At 67.1% G+C, this 20,246-nt stretch carries 17 protein-coding genes; 14 read left to right on the top strand and 3 right to left on the bottom strand.

All coding sequences use genetic code 11. The features are described from left to right. Nucleotides 1–15 precede the first annotated feature (15 nt). From U5A56_RS29660 to U5A56_RS29595, 14 genes are all read left to right on the top strand, one after another. The gene (locus tag U5A56_RS29660) at nucleotides 16–555 is read left to right on the top strand and encodes a GNAT family N-acetyltransferase (RefSeq protein WP_044848942.1); all 540 of its coding nucleotides are present in this window, start codon (nucleotides 16–18) and stop codon (nucleotides 553–555) included. Nucleotides 556–559: 4 nt separating this feature from the next. After that, on the top strand, nucleotides 560–2,098 hold the full coding sequence (locus U5A56_RS29655) for an MFS transporter (protein WP_321925976.1): 1,539 nt from the start codon (nucleotides 560–562) through the stop codon (nucleotides 2,096–2,098). A 224-nt stretch (nucleotides 2,099–2,322) separates the two neighbouring features. Next, nucleotides 2,323–2,880, top strand: coding sequence for a GNAT family N-acetyltransferase (locus tag U5A56_RS29650; protein WP_185641372.1), 558 nt, complete (start codon nucleotides 2,323–2,325; stop codon nucleotides 2,878–2,880). A 30-nt stretch (nucleotides 2,881–2,910) separates the two neighbouring features. Further along, entirely contained in the window at nucleotides 2,911–3,852 is a 942-nt protein-coding gene (locus U5A56_RS29645; protein ID WP_415749240.1) for an ABC transporter substrate-binding protein, read from the top strand. A 117-nt stretch (nucleotides 3,853–3,969) separates the two neighbouring features. Next, nucleotides 3,970–6,453, top strand: a complete 2,484-nt coding sequence (locus U5A56_RS29640) for a TonB-dependent receptor (protein ID WP_321925974.1) — start codon at nucleotides 3,970–3,972, stop codon at nucleotides 6,451–6,453. 151 nt (nucleotides 6,454–6,604) lie between these two features. Continuing rightward, nucleotides 6,605–7,606: an LLM class flavin-dependent oxidoreductase gene (locus U5A56_RS29635; RefSeq protein WP_321925972.1), complete on the top strand. Its 1,002-nt coding sequence runs from the start codon at nucleotides 6,605–6,607 to the stop codon at nucleotides 7,604–7,606. Nucleotides 7,607–7,650: 44 nt separating this feature from the next. Next, the gene (locus U5A56_RS29630; protein WP_321925970.1) at nucleotides 7,651–8,973 is read left to right on the top strand and encodes an LLM class flavin-dependent oxidoreductase; all 1,323 of its coding nucleotides are present in this window, start codon (nucleotides 7,651–7,653) and stop codon (nucleotides 8,971–8,973) included. A gap of 32 nt (nucleotides 8,974–9,005) precedes the next feature. After that, the gene (locus U5A56_RS29625; protein ID WP_321926052.1) at nucleotides 9,006–10,814 is read left to right on the top strand and encodes an amino acid ABC transporter permease/ATP-binding protein; all 1,809 of its coding nucleotides are present in this window, start codon (nucleotides 9,006–9,008) and stop codon (nucleotides 10,812–10,814) included. Between the two features lie 57 nt (nucleotides 10,815–10,871). Continuing rightward, nucleotides 10,872–11,930, top strand: coding sequence for an LLM class flavin-dependent oxidoreductase (locus tag U5A56_RS29620; protein WP_321925968.1), 1,059 nt, complete (start codon nucleotides 10,872–10,874; stop codon nucleotides 11,928–11,930). A 203-nt stretch (nucleotides 11,931–12,133) separates the two neighbouring features. Continuing rightward, nucleotides 12,134–12,832 carry an energy transducer TonB gene (locus tag U5A56_RS29615; protein ID WP_044848626.1) on the top strand — a complete coding sequence of 233 codons (699 nt, stop codon included), beginning with the start codon at nucleotides 12,134–12,136 and terminating at the stop codon, nucleotides 12,830–12,832. 70 nt (nucleotides 12,833–12,902) lie between these two features. Next, nucleotides 12,903–13,841, top strand: coding sequence for a MotA/TolQ/ExbB proton channel family protein (locus U5A56_RS29610; protein ID WP_321925966.1), 939 nt, complete (start codon nucleotides 12,903–12,905; stop codon nucleotides 13,839–13,841). 12 nt (nucleotides 13,842–13,853) lie between these two features. Continuing rightward, nucleotides 13,854–14,276 (top strand): biopolymer transporter ExbD, encoded by a 423-nt coding sequence (locus U5A56_RS29605; protein ID WP_321803063.1) that lies wholly within the window; start codon nucleotides 13,854–13,856, stop codon nucleotides 14,274–14,276. A 12-nt stretch (nucleotides 14,277–14,288) separates the two neighbouring features. Continuing rightward, nucleotides 14,289–14,720 carry an ExbD/TolR family protein gene (locus tag U5A56_RS29600; protein WP_059541747.1) on the top strand — a complete coding sequence of 144 codons (432 nt, stop codon included), beginning with the start codon at nucleotides 14,289–14,291 and terminating at the stop codon, nucleotides 14,718–14,720. 170 nt (nucleotides 14,721–14,890) lie between these two features. After that, a complete protein-coding gene (locus tag U5A56_RS29595; protein WP_321925964.1) occupies nucleotides 14,891–16,234 on the top strand; it encodes an LLM class flavin-dependent oxidoreductase in 1,344 nt (447 codons plus the stop codon). Nucleotides 16,235–16,317: 83 nt separating this feature from the next. Here U5A56_RS29595 and U5A56_RS29590 read toward each other — a convergent pair whose 3' ends face one another. Genes U5A56_RS29590 through U5A56_RS29580 form a run of 3 tightly spaced genes read right to left on the bottom strand, consistent with a single transcriptional unit; the run spans nucleotide 16,318 to nucleotide 20,233 of the window. After that, the gene (locus U5A56_RS29590; protein ID WP_321925962.1) at nucleotides 16,318–17,652 is read right to left on the bottom strand and encodes an LLM class flavin-dependent oxidoreductase; all 1,335 of its coding nucleotides are present in this window, start codon (nucleotides 17,650–17,652) and stop codon (nucleotides 16,318–16,320) included. 29 nt (nucleotides 17,653–17,681) lie between these two features. After that, nucleotides 17,682–19,367, bottom strand: a complete 1,686-nt coding sequence (locus tag U5A56_RS29585) for an ABC transporter ATP-binding protein (protein ID WP_321925960.1) — start codon at nucleotides 19,365–19,367, stop codon at nucleotides 17,682–17,684. Then, nucleotides 19,364–20,233 carry an ABC transporter permease gene (locus U5A56_RS29580; protein ID WP_321925958.1) on the bottom strand — a complete coding sequence of 290 codons (870 nt, stop codon included), beginning with the start codon at nucleotides 20,231–20,233 and terminating at the stop codon, nucleotides 19,364–19,366. Before U5A56_RS29580 ends, U5A56_RS29585 begins: the two co-directional genes overlap by 4 nt. Nucleotides 20,234–20,246 lie beyond the last annotated feature (13 nt).

Genomic DNA, 20,246 nt, shown 5'->3' with positions numbered 1-20,246 from the left:
GTGAGGAGGCAGTTGATGTCTGAAACCGGATCTTCGCTGGATCGGGATGATCGTTTTGTCTACGTGTCCGCCACGGACCCGCTCACCCGGCCGCTCTTCGACGAGCTGGCGCACGAGTACAGCAGCCGCTACGCGGCCTATATTCCCGAAGAGGAACTCGGCAAGGAACTGGTGCGTTATCCGGGCGAAGCGTTCGCGCCGCCGCAGGGCGCATTCCTGCTGCTGCTGAGGGACGGGCAGGCCATCGCCGGCGGCGCCTTCATGCGCCATCACACCCCTGCGACGGCGGAGTTCAAGCGCATCTGGGTCAGCCGCGCGCATCGCCGCCAGGGGCTCGCGCGCCGCGTGCTGGCCGAGCTCGAGGCGCAAGCTGCCCGGCAAGGCTACACGCGCGTGCATCTGGGCACCGGGCCGCGGCAACCCGAAGCGGTGGGCCTTTACCGGTCCTCGGGCTATACGCTGCTGTCGTCGCACGATTTCGGCGAGGACGCGCCGCCCGGCGTGTTGTTCGAGAAATATCTGCTGCCGGCCCGGCACCCGGCCAGCCCCGACTGAATCGATGATTCACGACGAGCCGCACGCGACCGTGCGCGATGATCCGGCGAAACCCGTCACCCTGGGTCGGCGCTATGGCGCGACCGGGTGGGCGGTGCGACGGCGCGCTGCCGGAAGCGGTTCGACCGACGCGGGCGCCCGTGCGAACATCGTGCTGGGCATCTGTGTCGCGATGGGCTTCACCACGCTTCTCGATCAGGCGATCTTCACGCTGGCCGTGCCGACGCTCAGGCGCGAACTGCATGCGTCGACAGCCGAAATACAGCTGATCACGTCGGTCTATTCCATTGCGTTCGGCATCGCGCTCGTCCCGGCAGGCCGGCTCGGCGACGTGATCGGGCGCCGCCTGCTGTTTCTGGTCGGGCTCGCGATGTTTTCGGGTTTCAGCGTGCTGGGCGGACTGGCGGACGACGCGCGCACGGTGATCGTCGCGCGCGTGCTGCAAGGGCTCGGTGCGGGGATGATCAATACGCAGATATTCGGCTTGATCCAGGACCTGTTCAAAGGCGCGGCGCAGGCCAGGGCACTCGGGCGATACGCGTCGGCGGGCGGTTTGTCGGGGCTCGCCGGCCCGATTCTCGGCGGGCTGATTCTTGCGTCGGTTCCGCCGGATCTCGGCTGGCGGCTGCTGTTTCTCGTCAACGCGCCGTTCGGAATGGCCGTGTTCTATCTGGCGCTTCGGCATCTGCCGCGCCACCGGTTGTCGGACGCCCGGTTTTCGATCGATCCGGTCGGCCTGGCCCTGCTGTCCGCGGTCACGCTCGCGCTGATGCTCGCCACGCTGGTCGGCGGCACCGGCATACCGCCGCGACGCGTTTGTCTCGTGGTCGCGATGGCCGGGTTGCCGCTGTTTCTGGCGTGGGAGGCGGTGTATCAGCGGCGCGGCGGCACGCCGATTCTGTCGCGCGATCTGCTCGGGTCGGGCGGGTACGTCCTCGGCACGCTCGTGGCGATGTGCCAGTTCGCGGCGGGCGTGACCCTCGGGATGGTCAGTGCCTTGTTCTTTCTCGACGGCTTGCATCTCGATCCGCTGCTGTTTGCCGCGCTGTCGATTCCTGCCGCGCTGGCCTCGATCGCCGCGACCATGTGGAGCTGGCGATTCGTCGGGCGCTTCGGCCGTGCCGGGACGGTGTGCGCAATCGCGTGTTATGCGCTCGCCGTCGCCGCGCAAGGTCTGGCGACCGAGTACTTCGCGGTTCGCTGGATCGTGTTCGCGTATCCCGCGATCGTCCTGCTGCAGGGGTTCGCCAGCGGCCTGATCCATGCGCCGAACCAGGCCATGACGCTCGCGGAGATCGGCCAGGATCAGGGGCGGGGGCTCGCTGCCGGGTTCCTGCAGTTGTCGCAGCGGCTCGCCTGCTCGATCGGCATGTCGTGGGGAACCGGCGTATTCCTGGTGCAGGCGTCGTCTTCGGCCGGTCTGGCCGCATACCGGGATGCGTTCGTCGAAGTGTCGGTGCCGATATTGCTGCTGGTGGCCGGCGCATTCGCGGCAGCGTGTGCGGACTGGACGATCAGGCACGCGCGTGACGCGGCCGAGTGAATTGCATTGCGCGGCGAATCGCATTTGCCATGCGGTTTCGGCTCTACGATACGGAATCCTGATTATGTGTATCTGTGTGAATAACGTTTTCGAAAATGCTTGGTTTGAGCGCGCACGGTTCGCGCGCACTATTGCTGGATGCGATGCGCGGCAACAAGCGTGTCGAGCGAATCCACCGATCCTGGCAAATCAGAGGCAGATGGCTCGAAGCATCTGGCGTATCAGTGACTGACGAAGTAATCGACACATCCCCACTCGACCTGCTCGCGTTGCCCATGTTCGACGAGTTGTCGGTCGAATATTCCACGCGCTACCAGGACTTTCGCGCGGTGCCCGCGGAAGTCGTGCGTGACGAACTCCTGACCTACCCGGCGGCGCTGTTCGCGCCACCCGATGGCGCTTTCATCCTGATTCGACGCGGTGGCGAAGTCGTGGGCGGCGGTGCATTTCAGCGCTACGACGACACGACGGCTGAACTCAAGCGCATCTGGGCGCATTCCGGCGTTCGTCGCCAGGGCGTCGCACGGCGCGTGGTGGCCGAACTCGAAGCCCGTGCATTGAAGCAGGGATACCGGCGGGTTTATCTCACGACCGGATTTCGTCAACCGGAGGCCTCGGCGCTTTATCTCGGCACCGGCTACGAACCGCTATACGATCCGGCGATCGCACCAGAAGTGCATTGGCGACTGCCGTTCGCAAAGGATCTGCTCGAACCCGGTCGTATCGAACATTTGCAGGATCTGAAGCCGGACAGGCCGTTGGGTCGGCCGTTCGGTGCATGACGCATGAACACTTCCACGGGATACCGAAAAATGAATCGTCGTCGCGGAATCGGCCTGGCCTTGTCCGGTGCGTTTGCGGTGGTGGTAATGGGGGTTGCCGGCATCGCGCAATCGGCGACGTCGTTCAACCTGAGCCCCGATCAGCATGATCGCCCGCGCGTCACGCCGGATGCGGAGGCGATCAAGTTGATCCCGGAGAACTTCCGTTTTGCCGAGAAGGGCGTGCTGACCGTCGGCATCGCGGTGGCATTTCCCCCGATCAGTGCGTACGCAACGGACGCGAAAACGATCGTCGGCGCCGATCCGGATCTCGCCCAACTGGTTGCGGACGAACTCGGACTGAAGCTCAAGCTCGTGCCGCTCGCCTGGGCGGACTGGCCGCTTGCCGTCGCGTCCGGCAAGGTGGACGCGGTGCTGTCGAACGTGACCGTGACGGAAGCGCGCAAACAGAAATTCGACTTCTCGACCTATCGCCGCGACGTGCTCGGTTTCTACGTCGAGCAGAACAGCACCATCAAGCAGATTCGCGAGCCCAGGGATGTCGCCGGATTGCGCGTCATCGGCGACTCCGGAACCAACCAGGAAAAGATCCTGCTGGCCTGGGACAAGGAAAACGTCGCACACGGGCTGAAGCCGATTCACGTGCTGTATTACGAGGATCCGTCGGTGCGGACGCTGGCGCTGGTATCGGGGCGCGCCGACGCGATTTTCAGCGTCAACGCCGCGCTGGTCTATCAAGCGAGCCAGGGTGTGAAGATCCGGCAGGTCGGCACGGTCAGCGGCGGGTGGCCCCGCACGGCGGAAGTTGCCGTCACCACCCGCAAGGGCGGCGGGCTGGCCGTGCCCATTACCTACGCCATCAACGACCTGATCCGGAACGGCAAGTACCAGCAGGTGCTGGGACGCTGGAATCTCGACAGCGAGGCGATCACGAAGGCCTCGACGAATCCTCCGGGGCTCCCCGATCTCTGATCGGGTCATGAGCGGCCGAAGCACGGCCGTCATGCGGAAAATCCTCGGGTAATCGTACGGACTACTACTAAAAGGCAGCATGTAGCGTGCCTTCAATCGGCAAAGAACGGAGAAATCATGCGGCACACACGGGGCGAGGGGGTCTCGCCGAAGACGCGCAGGACGGTGATATCGGTGGCGGTTGCGGCAGGCGTTTTTCATGGCGCGGCCTGGGCGCAGGAAGCGGGAGCGGGAGCGGGGGACGGAGCGGCGGCGGTCGCGGCGCCGGCCAGTAGTGCGGTCGCACCGGCATCGTCGGCGTCGGCCGCGCCGGACGGCAAGGTACAGGTTCAGGACCGGGTCGTGATCACGGGTTCGCGCACGGAGACGCGTGCGAGCAAGAGCCTGACGCCGATCGACGTGATCGGAGGCGATCAATTGCGCGCGACGGGGCAAACCAACCTGCGCGACGCATTGGTGAAACTCTCGCCGTCGATCACCCGGACCTCGTACTCCGGCGACACGGGCGTGTTGACCGATACGCTGTCGCTTCATGGCCTCACGCCCGACCACGTGCTCGTGCTGGTGAATGGCAAGCGCCGCCATACGACGGCCAACATCACGCTCGACCCGGGCCTGAACCAGGGCTCGACCGGCGTGGACATCGATACCATTCCGGTCGGCCTGATCGACCACATCGAAGTGCTGCGCGACGGTGCGTCCGCGCAGTACGGCTCGGATGCGATCGCGGGCGTGATCAACATCATCCTGAAGCGCAATGCGCGCGGCGGCGAGCTTGCCACGACGAACGGGCAGACCTACTCCGGCGACGGTTTCAAGACGAGCGAGTCGGCCACGATCGGCCTGAATCTCGCCGACAAGGGCTTCCTCGACCTGAGCGCCGGGTTCGACCGGCAGAACCATACGATCCGCACCGGGCCGGACGATTATTTCGGGCGCTTTCCGCAAGGACAGGGCTACTACAACCCGATCCTGGGCGACCCGGCCAGTTCGCGCGAGACGGTCGGCTTCAATGCCGGCTACTACCTCGGCGACGAGGTCGAACTCTACGGGTTCGGCACTTACGCACACCGGAACGGCGATGCGTACCAGAACTTTCGTCCGCCTTTCGTGCTGCCGCAGGTCTACCCGAACGGCTTCGTGCCGGTCGAAACGATCAACGAGAACGACTACTCGGTGACGGCGGGGATCAAGGGAAAGAACCTGTTCGGCTGGGCGTGGGATTTCAGCACGACCTACGGCGGGGACTACAGCGTGTTCGGAATGCGCAATTCCGCCAACACCGGGTTGTACGCGGCATCGGGCTATACGCCGACCACCTTCCACCTGTCGACCGTCAGCAATACGCAGCTGACCAACAACCTCGACCTGTCGCGGGCATTCAATGTCCCGCTGCTGCCGGCACCGCTGAACGTCGCGGTGGGCGTCGAGCAGCGCCGCGAAACCTATACGATCCGCAACGGCGAGCAGGCATCCTGGATCTACGGCGGCTCGGCTGCGTTGCCGGGCCTGGCGCCCGTCAGCGCGAGCGACATCTCGCGCAACGTGATCGGCACGTACATCGATTTGTCGACTTACCTGACGCCGAAATGGCAGGTGAATCTGGCGGGCCGCTACGAGCACTACAACGACGTCGGCGACACCACCAACGGCAAGATCGCCACCCGCTACCAGTTTTCGCCGGCCATTGCGGTTCGCGGCAGCGTCAGCTCCGGCTTTCGGGCGCCGTCGCTGGCCCAGGAGTCCTATACCAGCGTGACCACGTCGCCGGCGTCGGTGGGCGGCATCCTGGCGACGACCTCGCCCGGCGCGCGCCTGATCGGTGCGCAGGCGCTGAAGCCTGAAGAGTCGACCAGCTACAACTTCGGTCTGGTGCTCAATCCCGTTCGCAACCTGCAACTGACGATCGATGCTTACCAGATCAACATCCGCAACCGGATCGTGCTCGGCGGAACCGCGTCGGGCGCGGCGGCCATCGCCGCGCTCGAAGGGGCGGGGCTGACGGTCCCGGGATCGGTGCCGGTGTCGGCGGTCAGCGCGAGTTATTTCACCAACGGCGCCAATACGCGCACGCGAGGGATCGACCTGGCGGGTACCTACCACACCGGTTTCGGCCGGTACGGGCAGGTGGACTGGGACTTCGGGGTGAACCTGAATACGACCTCGGTCACGCACGTGGCGAACGGGTCGAACGGCAGGCCGTCGCTGAACGCGCAGCAGATCGCGTCGCTGTCCACCACGACGCCGAAGAACAAGATCATCGTCGGCGGCACCTGGCGTCTCGACAAGTGGGCCGTGACGCTCCACGAGACGCGTTACGGGAAGACCTCGGGAGAAGCGACCTACATCGTCGGACCGAACGCGTTCTCGACCTCCCAGTTCGTTCACTTCGAGGAGGCCGCGCGGTATGTCACCGATGTCGAGGTGCGCTATGACGTGACCAAGAAATTCCAGATCGCGGCCGGCGCGCAGAACCTGTTCGACGTCCGCCCGAGCAAGCTGCCGTACGAGGCGCAGCTGGAAGGCATCCAGTACAGCGGCGGCAGCACGATCGGCGTCAACGGTGGTTTCTATTATCTGCGGGCACGCTATCTGTTCTGATCGATCGGCCATATTCATAGAAGAAATGACCGTAACGGGCAGATGATCCGTTATCCATAATGAATGATCTGTCCGGCATGTTCCGCTTTTTCGGCGCCCGTCCGAGGCCGTTTCATGTCGGCGGGACGACCGACTTACAAGGTTGAGCTTCATGTCTTATTCCCTTTCGATTCTCGACAAAAGCCCGATTGCAGAAGGGGCGAGCGCGCATGACGCGTTGAACTTCACGATTGCGCTTGCGAAGCGTGCCGAAGCGCTCGGCTACAAGCGCTACTGGATTGCGGAACACCATGGCACGCCGGGTCTCGCGAGCTCGGCACCGGAGATCATCGTGTCGCATTTGCTTGCGCATACGTCGCGGATTCGCGTCGGCTCGGGCGGCGTGATGCTTCAGCATTACAGCCCCTACAAAGTCGCCGAATCGTTCCGTGCGCTGGCTTCGCTCGCGCCCGGACGTGTCGACCTGGGCGTCGGCAAGGCGCCCGGCGGGCTGCCGCTCACGACGCGGGCATTGCAATGGTTTCACGACAAGGCGAAGAAGCCCGACTTTGCCGGGCAACTCGCCGAACTCGATGCGTTTCTCGGCGACGGCGTCGCGCCGGACCACCCGTTGGCCGGGGCGGTCGCCTTGCCCGCGCCGCCGGAATCGCCGCAGCGCATCCTGCTGGGCGGTAGTCCGGAAAGTGCCGAACTGGCCGCTCGGCATGACTGGCAGTTCTGCTACGCAGGCCACTTCAACGGCGACATCGGCAATATCGAAAGGTCGCTCGACGTCTATCGCAGCGCGACGGGCCGTGTGCCGCTGCTCGCCCTGTTCGCGGTCGCCGCGCAATCGTCGGAGGACGCCAAACGCCAGGTCGGCGCGTTGCGGATCTTCAAGCTGCGTTTCGGCAACGGGCAGAGCGTCAACCTGCAGAGCCCGGAGGCGGCGGCCGATTTCGCGCGCCAGATCGGTGTCACCGACTATCGGATCGACGAGTTGCGTCCGCAGGTCGCGGCGGGCACGCCGGACGAGGTGCGTCGGGAACTGGATGCGCTGCATGAGCGCTTCGGCATCGAGGAGTTCGTCATCGACAACCCGGTGGCGGACCATGCCAAGCGCCTCGCCTCGATCGAGGCGCTGGCAGGTCTCGAGCAGCCGGTCGGCGCGTGACGGCGCCTGGCTGCCTTTTCATTCTTCAGACCGCGGATTCGAACATGACCCAACGCAACCTCACTTTCGGCCTGATGCTGCATGGCGCAGGCGGCCACATGAATTCGTGGAAGCATCCGGCCGGCCCTGCCGATGCGAGCGTCAACATCGACTTCGTCACCGGCATCGCGCAGACGGCCGAAGCCAACGGCGTGGCATTCGTGTTCGTCGCGGATGGCCTTTACATCAACGAGAAGTCGATCCCGCATTTCCTGAACCGCTTCGAGCCGATCTCGATCCTGTCCGCGCTTGCGACGGCCACGTCGAAGATCGGGCTGGCGGGCACGCTGTCCACGTCGTACAGCCATCCGTTCACGGTCGCCCGCCAGTTCGCGTCGCTCGACCTGATCAGCGGCGGGCGCGCCGGGTGGAACGTCGTGACCTCGCCGCTCGAAGGCTCGGCGAAGAACTACGGCGGCGCACATCCGGATCACGCGCTGCGTTACGAGATCGCCGATGAATACCTGCAGGCAGTGCAGGGCCTGTGGGACAGCTGGGACGACGACGCGTTCGTGCGCGACCGCGCGAGCGGCCGCTTCTTCGATCGCGACAAGCTGCACCCGCTGAACCACAAGGGCCGCTTTTTCGAGGTGGCCGGGCCGCTCAACATCCAGCGTTCGCCGCAGGGGCAGCCGGTGATTTTCCAGGCGGGAGCGTCGGATGACGGTATCGCGCTGGCCGGCAAGTATGCCGATGCCGTGTTCACGCACGCGCCGTCGCTGGACGAGACGCGCGCATTTGCCGAGCGCGTGCGCGACAGCGCGGAGGCGCACGGCCGCGCGCGCACCGACGTGAAGATCTTCCCCGGTATCGGGCCGATCGTCGGTGCGACGCGCGAAGAAGCCGAGGAGAAGTACCGCGCGATTCGCGATCTGCTCACGATCGACGAGGCGCTCGCTTATCTCGGCCGCTTTTTCGAGCATCACGACTTTTCGCAGTATCCGCTCGATGCGCCGTTTCCGGAGCTGGGCGAGCTCGGCAGGAACAGTTTCCGTTCCACGACCGATCGCATCAAGGACGAGGCCAGGCGAAACGGGCCGACGCTCAGGGAGGTGGCGCTCGACGTGGCAACGCCGAAGCCCGGGTTCATCGGCACCGGCGAGACGGTCGCGGACGAACTGATCCGCTGGTTCGATGCGGGCGCGGCCGACGGCTTCATTCTCGGCTTCCAGGTGCAGACGGAAGGGCTCGAGGATTTCGTCCGTTACGTGATTCCCGCACTCGAGGCACGGGGCCGCTACCAGCGTGCGCTACCGGGCGCCACGCTGCGGGACCATCTCGGCCTGCCGCGCCGCGCGAGCCGTTACGCAACCGCAGAGACTGCGTGACGGATCGACACGACATGCGCAAAGGCAGCGTGATGAACGATATTTCCAGGATTGCCGGTCATGCACCCTTCGTGGCCGAAGGCGCGTCATCGGCGCCACCCGACTACGCGCAATACCGGGTCGTTCCCGCCCGCAACCCGGCAAGGACGCTCGGGACCGCCGCGGCGATCGTGCTGATCGCTGCCGTTCTCTATTCGGTGCTCGACAACCCGCACTGGGGCTGGAAAGTCTTTGCGCAGTGGTTTTTCTCCGAAGCCGTGCTCGCGGGGCTCGGGCAGACGCTGCTGCTGACGGCGCTCGGCGCGGTCCTCGGCTTCGCGCTGGCCGTTCCGCTCGCGCTGGCGCGCCTTTCGCGCTCGCCGCTGTTGTCCTCGTGCGCGTGGGCCTACATCTGGCTGTTCCGTTCGATTCCGACCATCGTCCTGCTGCTGTTGCTGAACAATCTCGGTTATCTGTACGACACGGTCAGGCTCGCGATTCCGTTCACGAACATCGTGTTCCTGCACGGCCCGACCACGGATCTGATCACACCGTTCATGGCAGCGATCCTCGGACTGACGCTGACCCAGGCCGCGTTTGCGGCGGAAGCGATCCGCGGCGGCATCCTGTCGGTCGACCACGGGCAGCGCGAGGCCGCGGCGGCGCTCGGCCTGCCGCGTGCGCGGCAGACCTGGCGCATCGTGCTGCCTCAGGCGATGCGCGCGATCCTGCCTGCCGCGTTCAACGACGTGATCGGACTGGCGAAGGGCACCGCGGTCGTCTATATCCTCGCGATGCCGGATCTGTTCTACACGGTCCAGATCATCTACCACCGCAACCTGGAAGTGATTCCGATGCTGATGGTCGCGACCGTCTGGTATTTGGTGATCCTGACGGTATTGTCCGCGATCCAGGTTCATATCGAGCGCCACTATGCGCGCGGTGCGACGCGCGACCCGGTGGCCGTGTCGCCGGTTTCCGCATTCCTGCGCAAAGGTTTCCGTTCGCTCGAGACGCTGCTTTCCCCGGCCGCGGTGGCGGGCAGCCAGCCGGACGACGCGGCGGCGGGTGCAGAGACGACCGGCTGGGCGAAACAGCGCGTCGGGGCGGCCGTCGGCATTCATCGCATATCGAAGCGCTTCGGGGCGCAGAAGGTACTCGACGACGTTTCGCTGGCCATCCCGTCCGGGAGCGTGACGGTCATTCTGGGGCAGTCGGGCTCCGGCAAGTCGACGCTGCTGCGTACCGTCAACCACCTCGAGCGTGTCGACGAGGGCTTCATCGACATCGACGGCGAACTGGTCGGCTATCGCCGCGACGGGCGCACGCTCCACGAACTCAAGGAAAAGGACATCCTGCGCCGCCGCGCCGAGGTCGGCATGGTGTTCCAGAGTTTCAACCTGTTCCCGCATTTGACCGTGCTCCAGAACGTCGTCGAGGCGCCGGTCGCGGCCGGCCTGCCGCGCGAACGGGCGGAAGCGGAAGCACGCGCGCTGCTCGCCCGCGTGGGCCTGGCCGACAAGGCCGATGCGTGGCCGCGTCAGCTGTCCGGCGGGCAGCAGCAACGCGTGGCGATCGCCCGCGCGCTCGCGCTGAAGCCCAAGGTGTTGCTGTTCGACGAGCCGACTTCCGCGCTCGACCCGGAGCTCGTCAACGAAGTGCTCGACGTGATCCGTCAGCTTGCCCGTTCCGGGACGACGCTGATCATCGTCACGCACGAGATCGGTTTTGCGCGCGAAGTGGCCGACACGATCGTTTTCATGGACGGCGGACGCATCGTGGAGTCGGGGCCGCCGTCGGCGGTGCTGGCGGCGCCATCGCATCCGCGTACGCGCGAGTTCCTGTCCAGGGTGCTGTCGTAGTCATGTGCGGGTCTCCCGGCTTGCGGCCGGCACGACAACGCATCGACACCGTGGCAAATGACGAAGGATGAAAAAGTGAGCAACGGACGAATCGATCACATTGCATTCCTCACACCGGGGAATTATCCCGACGAGGACGCCGCCGCCGGATTCGAGCGGACGCTCGAACTGTTTCGCGTCGGCGAGGCGCTCGGTTACGACAGTGCCTGGGTGCGGCAGCGTCATCTCGAGCGCGCCGTGTCCTCGGCCGCCACGTTTCTCGCGGCGGCGAGCCAGCGGACGAGCCGGATCGGGCTCGGCACGGCGGTGATCCAGATGGGCTACGAGAATCCGTTCCGGCTCGCCGAGGATCTCGCGACCGTGGACGTGCTGTCGAACGGCCGGCTCAATGTGGGGCTCAGCGCAGGCGCGCCGAATCACGGCGCGCTGCTGGGCGAGCGGCTGTTCGACACCGATCCCGACCTGGTCGACTTCTCGCACGCACGGGTGGCACGCCTGCGTCGCAATCTCGCCGGCGACTGGCTCGGTGACGACGACACGTTCGTGGAATCGGCCGCCGGCCGGGTGCGGCCGCGGGTGAGCCCGTATGCGCCCGGTCTGACGGACCGGCTCTGGTATGGGGGCGGTTCCAGGCGCTCGATCGAGTGGGCCGCCAGAAACGGCTTCAACTTGCTGATCGGCAATCTGACCACGGGCGAGGGAACCGACAGTTATGTCGACGCCCAGCTTCGGCAGCTCGAGCTGTACCGCCGTCACTGGAGCGAAGCCGCCGCACCCCGTATCGCGCTGGGCCGGGTGATCGTCCCGACCGACAGTGCAGATGCGCGGGAGCGTGAACGCTATCGGGCGTTTGCCGACGCGCGCCATGCCCGCACGCTGGCGCCGCAGGGTGAACGGCGCACGCTCTTCGCACCGGATCTCGTCGGCACCTCGGACGAGATCGTGGAGCGGCTGCTTGCCGACCCCGTGGTCGGACAAGTGCGGGAACTGCGCCTGGAATTGCCTTACGACCTGCCGTTCGAAAGTTACCGGCAGATTCTCGACGATTTCGTCACGTGTATCGCCCCGGCACTCGGCTGGCGTCCGGCCGACCGGCGAGAGCCGGTCGCGGCCTGACGGGAGCGACACGACATGCGTCGGGCGGCGTGCGTGACCGGAATCGGCGACGGGGCGGATACGGCCGCGCGGGCCGGGACCGTCTCGCCGCCACGCACGCGGGGCGGTCACGCGCCGGCGAATCGCTTGCGCCGTCGTCCGTGCGCCGGCGCGCCGATGTCAGGCGGCGCCGAACGCCCGACCTTATTGCCATTGGACTGAACATGACTAGCGCTTCTCAAACCCGACTCGCGGCAATCGGCCGTCCGCGCCAGTTCGGCAACAAGCGGACCCATCCGGTCCGTCGCTTCGGCGGCATCGCGATCGCCATCGGCCTGCATCTCGTCCTGATCTGGGCGCTGGTGAACGGTCTGGCGACCCGGGTCGTCGAGATCGTCCAGCAACCGATCGAGACTCGCATCATCGTGCCGGTGAAACCGCCGCCGCCGCCGCCGCCGAAGCCGGTCGAGAAGGTCGTGTCGAAGCCGCGGGTGGCGCCGCCGCCTCCGCCGTTCGTGCCGCCGCCCGAGGTGCACGTGCAGGCGCCGCCGCCGCCGACCATCACGCACCAGGCCGCGCCGGCCCCGAGCGCACCCGTGCACGAGGCGCCGCCCGCGCCGGTGCCTGCGCCGGCGCCGGTCGCGAGGCCGGTGAACCAGGAGGTGGGCGTCGTCTGCCCGAACTCGGACGAAGTCCGCTCGTCGATCGTCTATCCGCCCGACGCGCAGGACAACAACATCACGGGCGATGTGACGGTCGAGTTTACGGTGGACCCGGACGGTCGCGTCACGAACCTGAGGCTCGCGCAGCCGGCCGACCCGGTGCTCAATCGGGCGGCGCTCAGTGCGGTCAAGCGCTTTCGCTGCATTGCGCAGGGGCAGCCCGTGCGGGTGCGGGTACCGTTTTCCTTCAATCTGAATTGATGCCGGCCGCACGCCGTTCGAGCTGGCCGGCTTCACGAATCGACACACGACGTATACGGATGGAGTCCTTATGAAAAAGCGCTTTCGCGCCGCACTTGCGGCAAGTCTGATGATCACCGCCGGCATTGGCGGCACCCTGGTCGCACCGCACACCGTGCTCGCACAGGAAGCAGCGGCATCGGCGCCCGGCCGGGCGGCATCCGGCGCGGCACCGACCGCGGCGGCACCGGCTGCCGCCAGTGCGGCCGATCTTTCGGCGCCGCCGCCCGCGCCCGCGACGTCGGCAACCGTCGAGAACCCGTATGGCCTCGGTGCCCTGTGGGCGAACGGCGACTTCGTGGCCCGCTTCGTCCTTGGGCTGCTCGTGGTCATGTCGCTCGGCAGCTGGTACATCATGATCACCAAGTTCCTCGAGCAGGTGCGGGCAAACAGCCGCGCGAAATCGGCCGACGAGCAGGTCTGGAGTGCGCCGACGCTGGCCGAAGGCGCGGCCCAGCTCGATGATGCGTCGCCGTTCCGTTTCATCGCCGAGAACGCGATCGAGGCCGGGGAGCATCACGACACGGCGCTGCTCGATTCGGTCGATCGCAATACCTGGATCGACCTGAACATCGAGCGTTCGATCACCAACGTGTCGAACCGGCTGCAGGACGGCCTCGCGTTTCTGGGCACCGTGGGATCCACGGCGCCGTTCGTCGGGCTGTTCGGCACGGTGTGGGGCATCTATCACGCGCTGACGGCCATCGGCATCGCCGGCCAGGCATCGATCGACAAGGTCGCCGGCCCGGTGGGCGAGGCGCTGATCATGACCGCGATCGGCCTCGCCGTGGCGGTACCGGCCGTGCTCGGCTACAACTTCCTCGTGCGCCGGAACAAGTCCGTGATGGAGCGCGTGCGCGACTTCGGCGCGCAGTTGCATACGGTATTGCTCGCGGGCGGCCGGCGCGCGGCCGGCAGCAGCGCGACGCCCGCGGCACCGGCGCCGCAGGCGCTGGCGGTTCAGTCGTGAGCGGAGGCTGTCATGGCGATCAGTGTCGGCGGTGACGACAACGACGAGGTCATCTCGGCGATCAACACGACGCCGCTCGTGGACGTGATGCTGGTGCTGCTGATCATCTTCCTGATCACGATCCCGGTGGTGACCCATACGATCCAGGTGCAGTTGCCGAAGGAGCGGGTCCAGCCGCTGCAGACGCAGCCGAAAAGCATCGAGCTCGCGGTGAACCGGCAGGGCGACATCTTCTGGGGCACCGAGCATGTGGACCTGCAGACGCTGGTGGCGCGGCTGAAGGACCTATCCGCGCAGACGCCGCAGCCGGACGTGCACGTCCGTGGCGATCAGGCCACGCCGTATCAGTACATCGGCAAGGTCGTGACGGCGTGCGAGCGGGCCGGGATCGGCAAGCTTTCCTTCATTACTCAGCCCCCCGCACGGGGCGGCTAGGGAGTTCGAACGATGGGTATGAACGCAGGTTCCGGCGCGAGCAGGGACGAGCCGGACGTGATGGTGGACATCAACACCACGCCGCTGATCGACGTGATGCTGGTGCTGCTGATCATGTTGATCATCACGATCCCGATCCAGATGCATTCGGTGAAGATGAACTTGCCGGTCGGGAATCCGCCCGTCCCGCCGCATCCGCCTCAGGTGGTGCAGATCGACATCGGCGCGGACGGCTCGGTCAACTGGAACGGCGCGGCCGTGCGGGGCGGGGCGGCGCTGGACGCGAAGTTTCGCGAGGTGGCGGCCGAGGCGGACCAGGACGAGATCCGGTTGCGCCCGGACAAGGCGGCGCCTTACCGGGCGGTGGCCGAAGTGCTGGCGTCGGCCCAGCGCGAAGGGGCGACGAAGATCGGGTTGATCGGCAACGAACAGTACATGCAATGAGTCGCGCGGAAGGTTCGTCGAGCGCTCGGGTGCCGGAGCGGGGCGGCCGGGTGCCGATCGTCAGGCAAGCGACGTTTCCCGCACCGCCGTGCCGATGAAGACGAAGCGGATGAAGCGGAACAGGAAACGTAGTTTCTCACAACATCAGTACAACCAATGAAAGTGAAATCATGAGCGAAGCGCAGGCAGAGCGGGCGAACGGGCGTTCCAGGCGGATTCATCTTGGCGCGACGATCCACGGACCCGGTGGACATTACGCGGGATGGCGGCACCCCGACGCGGTGATCGACGCAAGCATCAACCCGGACTTCGCGAAGAACGTGGCCCGCCAGGCCGAGGCGGGCAAGTTCGATTTCGTATTCGTGGCGGACGGCCTGCATATCAACGCGAAGTCGATTCCGCACTTCCTGAACCGGTTCGAGCCGCTCACGCTGTTGTCGGCGCTGTCGGCCGTCACGGAACGGGTGGGGCTGGTGGGAACCCTGTCGACGTCCTACAGTGAACCGTTCACGGTTGCCCGGCAGTTCGCGAGCCTGGATCACCTGAGCCGGGGGCGATCGGGCTGGAACGTCGTGACGTCGCCGCTCGAAGGTTCCGCGCGGAATTTTTCGCGCACCGCGCATCCCGAACATGACGAACGTTACCGGATCGCCGACGAATATCTCGAGGTCACGAAGGGGCTCTGGGATTCCTGGGAGGACGACGCGTTCGTGCGCGACCGCGCGAGCGGCGTGTTCTTCGATCCGGCCAAGCTCCATACGCTCGATCACAAGGGCAAGTATTTCTCCGTCGAGGGGCCGCTGAACGTCGGGCGTACGCCGCAGGCGCGTCCCGTCCTGTTCCAGGCCGGCGCGTCGGATGCGGGCAAGCAGCTCGCGGCGAAGCATGCGGATGCGGTCTTCACGCATCACGACACGCTGGCTCAGGCGCGCGATTTCTATGCCGATCTCAAGCGCCAGGTGAGCGGGCACGGCAGGCATCCCGACGACCTGAAGATCTTCCAGGGCATCGGCGTGATCGTGGGCGCTTCTGCCGAGGACGCGGAACGGCAATACCAGGAGAGCCTGACACTGATCACGATCGAAAGCGCGCTCGACCATCTCGGCCGGTTTTTCGAGCATCACGATTTCGGCCAGTATCCGCTCGACGCGCCGTTTCCGGAAATCGGCGACCTCGGCAGCAACAGTTTCCGCAGCGGGACGGACGAGATCAAGCGCAATGCGCGCGAGCGCGGCCTGACGCTGCGCGAGGTCGCGCTCGAATCGGCTGCGCCGCGCCCGCGTTTCATCGGGACCCCGGAGCAGATCGCGGATGGCTTGCAGGAATGGTTCGAGGCCGGTGCGGCTGACGGTTTCATCGTCGGTGGCGGGACGCCTTCGGCATTCACCGATTTCGTCGAACAGGTGGTGCCGATTCTCCGACAGCGCGGGCTGTTCCGTGCCGAGTATCAGGGAGAGACCTTGCGCGACCATCTGGACGTAACCTACCCGCGCAATCGCTACGCGGCGGCATGAAACTCCCCGCGGCATGCGTGGCAGCCGGGTCGTGCGACACGGCCGTCACGCAAGGCCCGGCCACGCGCACGACGCGCTGCCGCTCATGCCGCGCGGGCGTGCCGGTTCGGCGGATACGGCAGCCCGAGATGCTCGCGCAGCGTCGCGCCTGCGTAATCGCGCCGGTACACGCCGCGCTCCTGCAGGATCGGCACGACCCGGGCAGCGAACTCGGCGAACGCGGCGGGCGTACCGCCGCGTACGATGAAGCCGTCCGTCGCACGCGCGTCGACCCACGCCTGCAACCCGTCGGCGACCTGCTCGGGCGTGCCCGCGAAACTCGGGCGCGGCGTGGCGGCCTCGAGCGCGACCTCGCGCAGCGTCAGGCCGCGTTCGGCGGCGTCGCGCTTGATCGAGTCGGTCGTGCTGCGGAACTGGTTGCTGCCGAGGTCGCCGAGGTCGGGAAACGGTGCATCGAGTGCGTACTGCGAGAAATCGTGGTGATCGAAGTAGCGGCCGAGATAGTCGAGCGCGTTGTCGATCGTCACGAGCCGCGCGGTGTCCTGGTATTGCGCTTCGGCGTCGGCGGCCGACGCCGCGACGATCACGCTGATGCCCTGGAACACCTTCAGGCTGTCGGGCGCGCGGCCGCGCGCGGCGAGCCGTCGCTGAACGTCCGCGTAGAACGCCTGCGCGAGCGGGATCGTCTCCTGGCGCGTGTAGATGGCGTCCGCGTGTTCCGCCGCGACGCCCTTGCCGTCGTCCGACGCGCCGGCCTGGAACAGGATCGGGCGACCTTGCCGCGAGCGGCCGATGTTCAGCGGCCCGGCCACCGAGAAAAACTCGCCGACATGATTCAGCGTGTGCAGCTTGGCCGGATCGAAGAACACGCCGCTTGCCTTGTCGCGCACGAATGCATCGTCTTCCCACGAATCCCAAAGCCCTTTCGTCACCGTCAGGAATTCCGACGCGATCCGGTAGCGCAGCGCGTGCTCCGGGTGCGCGCCACGCGAGAAATTCTTCGCTGAACCTTCGAGCGGCGACGTGACGACGTTCCAGCCGGCGCGGCCGTCGCTCAGATGATCGAGGCTCGAGAACTGCCGCGCGACGGTGAACGGATCGCTGTACGACGTCGACAGCGTGCCGACCAGCCCGATCCGCTCGGTGACGAGCGCGAGCGCCGACAGCAGCGTGAGCGGCTCGAAGCGGTTCAGGAAATGCGGAATCGACTTCGCGTTGATGTGCAGCCCGTCGGCGACGAACAGCAGGTCGAATTTGGCCGCCTCCGCCTGCCGCGCGAGCGTGCGGACGAAGTCGACGTTGATGCTCGCGTCGGCGACCGCATCCGGATGGCGCCACGCGGACATGTTGCCGGATGCGCCCTGGATGATGGCGCCGAGATGGATCTGGCGGGGAGTAGTGTGGATCGGTTGACTCATGGTGGCGGTTCGGTGAGGACGGGCAAGGTTCATGCGAGAGCGGCGAGCGGCGGCGCGGCATGCGCGCCGGCCAGCGGCGGCAGTGTCGGCAGCGCATCGAGCAGCGATGCGGTGTACGGGTGCGACGGCGCGCCGAACACGCGCTCGACCGGGCCGCTTTCGACCACCCGGCCGCCGCGCATCACGAGGATCCGGTCGGCGACGTGATGCACGACGCCGAGATCGTGCGAGATGAACAGCATCGCGGTGCCGTGCTCGGCCTGCAGATCGGCAAGCAGATCCAGCACCTGCGCCTGGATCGACACGTCGAGCGCGCTGACGGGCTCGTCCGCGACGAGCAGCGCCGGGTTCGACGCGAACGCGCGCGCGATCGCGACGCGCTGCCGCTGCCCGCCGGACAATTCGCGCGGGTAGCGGTCGATGCAGCCGGCGCCGAGTTGCACCTCGTCGAGCAGTTGCAGCACGCGGCGGCGGCGCGCATCGCCGCGGATACCGGCCGCGTCGAGGCTTTCGCCGACGATCTGCCCGACCGGGTAGCGCGGGTCGAACGAGCTGTACGGGTCTTGCGCGATCAGCTGCAGCCGGGCGCGCCGCGCGCGCCGTGCGGCTTCCGGCACACCGCTCCACGGCTGGCCGTCGAGCGTGACGGAGCCGCTGTCCGGCTCGACGAGCCCGAGCACGATGCGCGCGACCGTGGACTTGCCGGAACCCGATTCGCCGACGATGCCGAGCGTCTCGCCGCGCGCGAGCGTGAACGACACGCCGTCGACCGCGGCCGGCGCGGTGCGATCGCCGTAGCGTTTCGTCAGCGCGTCGACGGCCAGTACCGGTGCATGCGCATCGATGCGCTTCGGCGGCAGCGGAACGCGCGCGGCAGTCGCGAGCCGGAACCCGCGCGATGCCGCGGTGGGAATCGCCGCGAGCAATTCGCGCGTGTACGGATGCGCCGGCGCGGTCAGCACGTCGCGCGCCGGCCCCTGTTCGACGACCTGGCCGGCGCGCATCACGAGCACGCGATCGGCGAGCTCGGCGACGACCGCGAGATCGTGGCTGATCAACAGCACCGCGTCGCCGGCATCGCGGCGCGCGCGCAGCAGCGACAGGATCTGGCGCTGCACGGTCATGTCGAGCGCGGTGGTCGGCTCGTCGGCGATCAGCAGCGATGCGCCGCCCGCGATCGCGGTGCCGATCAGCACGCGCTGCCGCAAGCCGCCGGACAACTGGTGCGGATACTGCGGCAGCCGCCGCTCGGGGTCGTCGATGCCGACCGCGCGCAGCAGGTCGGCGCTGCGCGCCGCGACGTCGCGCCCGCGCGTGTCGCGCAGCGCCTCGGCCACGAGGTCGCGCACGCGCCACAGCGGATCGAGCGACACCAGCGCGTCCTGCAGCACGTAGCCGATCCGGCGCCCGCGTATCGCGCGCCAGTCGCGCTCGCGATGGCCGCGCGCATCGGCGCCGGCGATCTCGAAGCGGGCGGCGTCGAGCACCGCGTGTGGTCCGTTCAGCCCGACAAGGCTGCGTGCGGTGACCGACTTGCCGGAACCCGATTCGCCGACGAGCGCGACGCATTCGCCGGCATGCACGGCGAGCTCGAGCGGCCCGACGACGGGCCGCGTGCCGTGCGTGCCGCGAAAGCCGATCGTCAGGCCTTCGATGCGGACCAGTGGTGCGGCGCGCGTCGGCGTTGCCGGCGCAGTGGATGCAATCGTGCTCATGCGGCCTCCCGGCGTTCGAAACGGGCCTGCCAGTAGCCGCCGAGCGCATTCACGGCGATCACGGCCGCGGTGATCGCGAGGCCGGGCCACACCGCGATCCACCACGCGTTGTACAGATAGTTGCGGCCCTCGGCGAGCATCAATCCCCATTCCGCCGCGGGCGGCTGCGGCCCCATGCCGAGGAAGCTCAGTCCCGACGCGCCGATGATCGCGGTGCCCAGTCCGATCGTCGCGAGTACCGGAACCTGCGCGATCGCGTGCGGCAACACGTGCCGCCACACCAGCACCGCCGGTGCGAGGCCGAGCGTGCGCGCGTGCTCGACATAGCCGGATGCCGCGACGACGAAGGTCTGCGCACGCACCACGCGTGCGAAGCGCGGCACCGACGCGACGCCGAGCGCGAACACGAGATTGACCGCGCCGGGGCCGGTGAACGAGATCAGCATCAGCGCGAGCAGCAGGTCGGGGAAGGCGGACACGACGTCGAGCACGCGCGTGATCAGCTCGTCGAGCCAGCCGCGCGCGAGGCCGGCGAACAAACCGAGCACGGTGCCGAACACGGTCGCAACGCCGATCGCGGCCGCGCTGATCGACAGCGAGTAGCGGGCGCCGTACACGACCCGCGAGAATACATCGCGGCCGAGCTGGTCGGTGCCGAGCCAGTGCTCGGCGCTGCTGCCGAGCTGCGCGGACAGCGGATCGGCCGCCAGCGGGTCGTAGTGTGCGAGCCATCCGGGTGCGACGACGGCAACCACGTTCAGCAGCAGATAGACGGCGGCGAGCGCGAGGCCCGGGTGGCGGCGCAGCCAGCCGGCGGCGCCGGATGTCGCCGGGGCGCGCAACGCGAGATCGACGGGCGTGGACATCGAAGCCTCCGGT

The sequence above is a fragment of the Burkholderia sp. BCC1998 genome, assembly GCF_905339875.1.
Taxonomy (GTDB): domain Bacteria; phylum Pseudomonadota; class Gammaproteobacteria; order Burkholderiales; family Burkholderiaceae; genus Burkholderia.
The sequence above is the reverse complement of the archived record's forward strand: the minus strand, read 5'-3'. Positions and strand labels throughout refer to the sequence as shown.

Coding starts and splice junctions, on each gene's coding strand:
- U5A56_RS29660 (WP_044848942.1), top strand. CDS start 16: ATGTCTGAAACCGGATCTTCGCTGGATCGGGATGATCGTTTTGTCTAC.
- U5A56_RS29655 (WP_321925976.1), top strand. CDS start 560: ATGATTCACGACGAGCCGCACGCGACCGTGCGCGATGATCCGGCGAAA.
- U5A56_RS29645 (WP_415749240.1), top strand. CDS start 2,911: ATGAATCGTCGTCGCGGAATCGGCCTGGCCTTGTCCGGTGCGTTTGCG.
- U5A56_RS29640 (WP_321925974.1), top strand. CDS start 3,970: ATGCGGCACACACGGGGCGAGGGGGTCTCGCCGAAGACGCGCAGGACG.
- U5A56_RS29635 (WP_321925972.1), top strand. CDS start 6,605: ATGTCTTATTCCCTTTCGATTCTCGACAAAAGCCCGATTGCAGAAGGG.
- U5A56_RS29630 (WP_321925970.1), top strand. CDS start 7,651: ATGACCCAACGCAACCTCACTTTCGGCCTGATGCTGCATGGCGCAGGC.
- U5A56_RS29625 (WP_321926052.1), top strand. CDS start 9,006: ATGAACGATATTTCCAGGATTGCCGGTCATGCACCCTTCGTGGCCGAA.
- U5A56_RS29620 (WP_321925968.1), top strand. CDS start 10,872: ATGACGAAGGATGAAAAAGTGAGCAACGGACGAATCGATCACATTGCA.
- U5A56_RS29615 (WP_044848626.1), top strand. CDS start 12,134: ATGACTAGCGCTTCTCAAACCCGACTCGCGGCAATCGGCCGTCCGCGC.
- U5A56_RS29610 (WP_321925966.1), top strand. CDS start 12,903: ATGAAAAAGCGCTTTCGCGCCGCACTTGCGGCAAGTCTGATGATCACC.
- U5A56_RS29605 (WP_321803063.1), top strand. CDS start 13,854: ATGGCGATCAGTGTCGGCGGTGACGACAACGACGAGGTCATCTCGGCG.
- U5A56_RS29600 (WP_059541747.1), top strand. CDS start 14,289: ATGGGTATGAACGCAGGTTCCGGCGCGAGCAGGGACGAGCCGGACGTG.
- U5A56_RS29595 (WP_321925964.1), top strand. CDS start 14,891: ATGAGCGAAGCGCAGGCAGAGCGGGCGAACGGGCGTTCCAGGCGGATT.
- U5A56_RS29590 (WP_321925962.1), bottom strand. CDS start 17,652: ATGAGTCAACCGATCCACACTACTCCCCGCCAGATCCATCTCGGCGCC.
- U5A56_RS29585 (WP_321925960.1), bottom strand. CDS start 19,367: ATGAGCACGATTGCATCCACTGCGCCGGCAACGCCGACGCGCGCCGCA.
- U5A56_RS29580 (WP_321925958.1), bottom strand. CDS start 20,233: ATGTCCACGCCCGTCGATCTCGCGTTGCGCGCCCCGGCGACATCCGGC.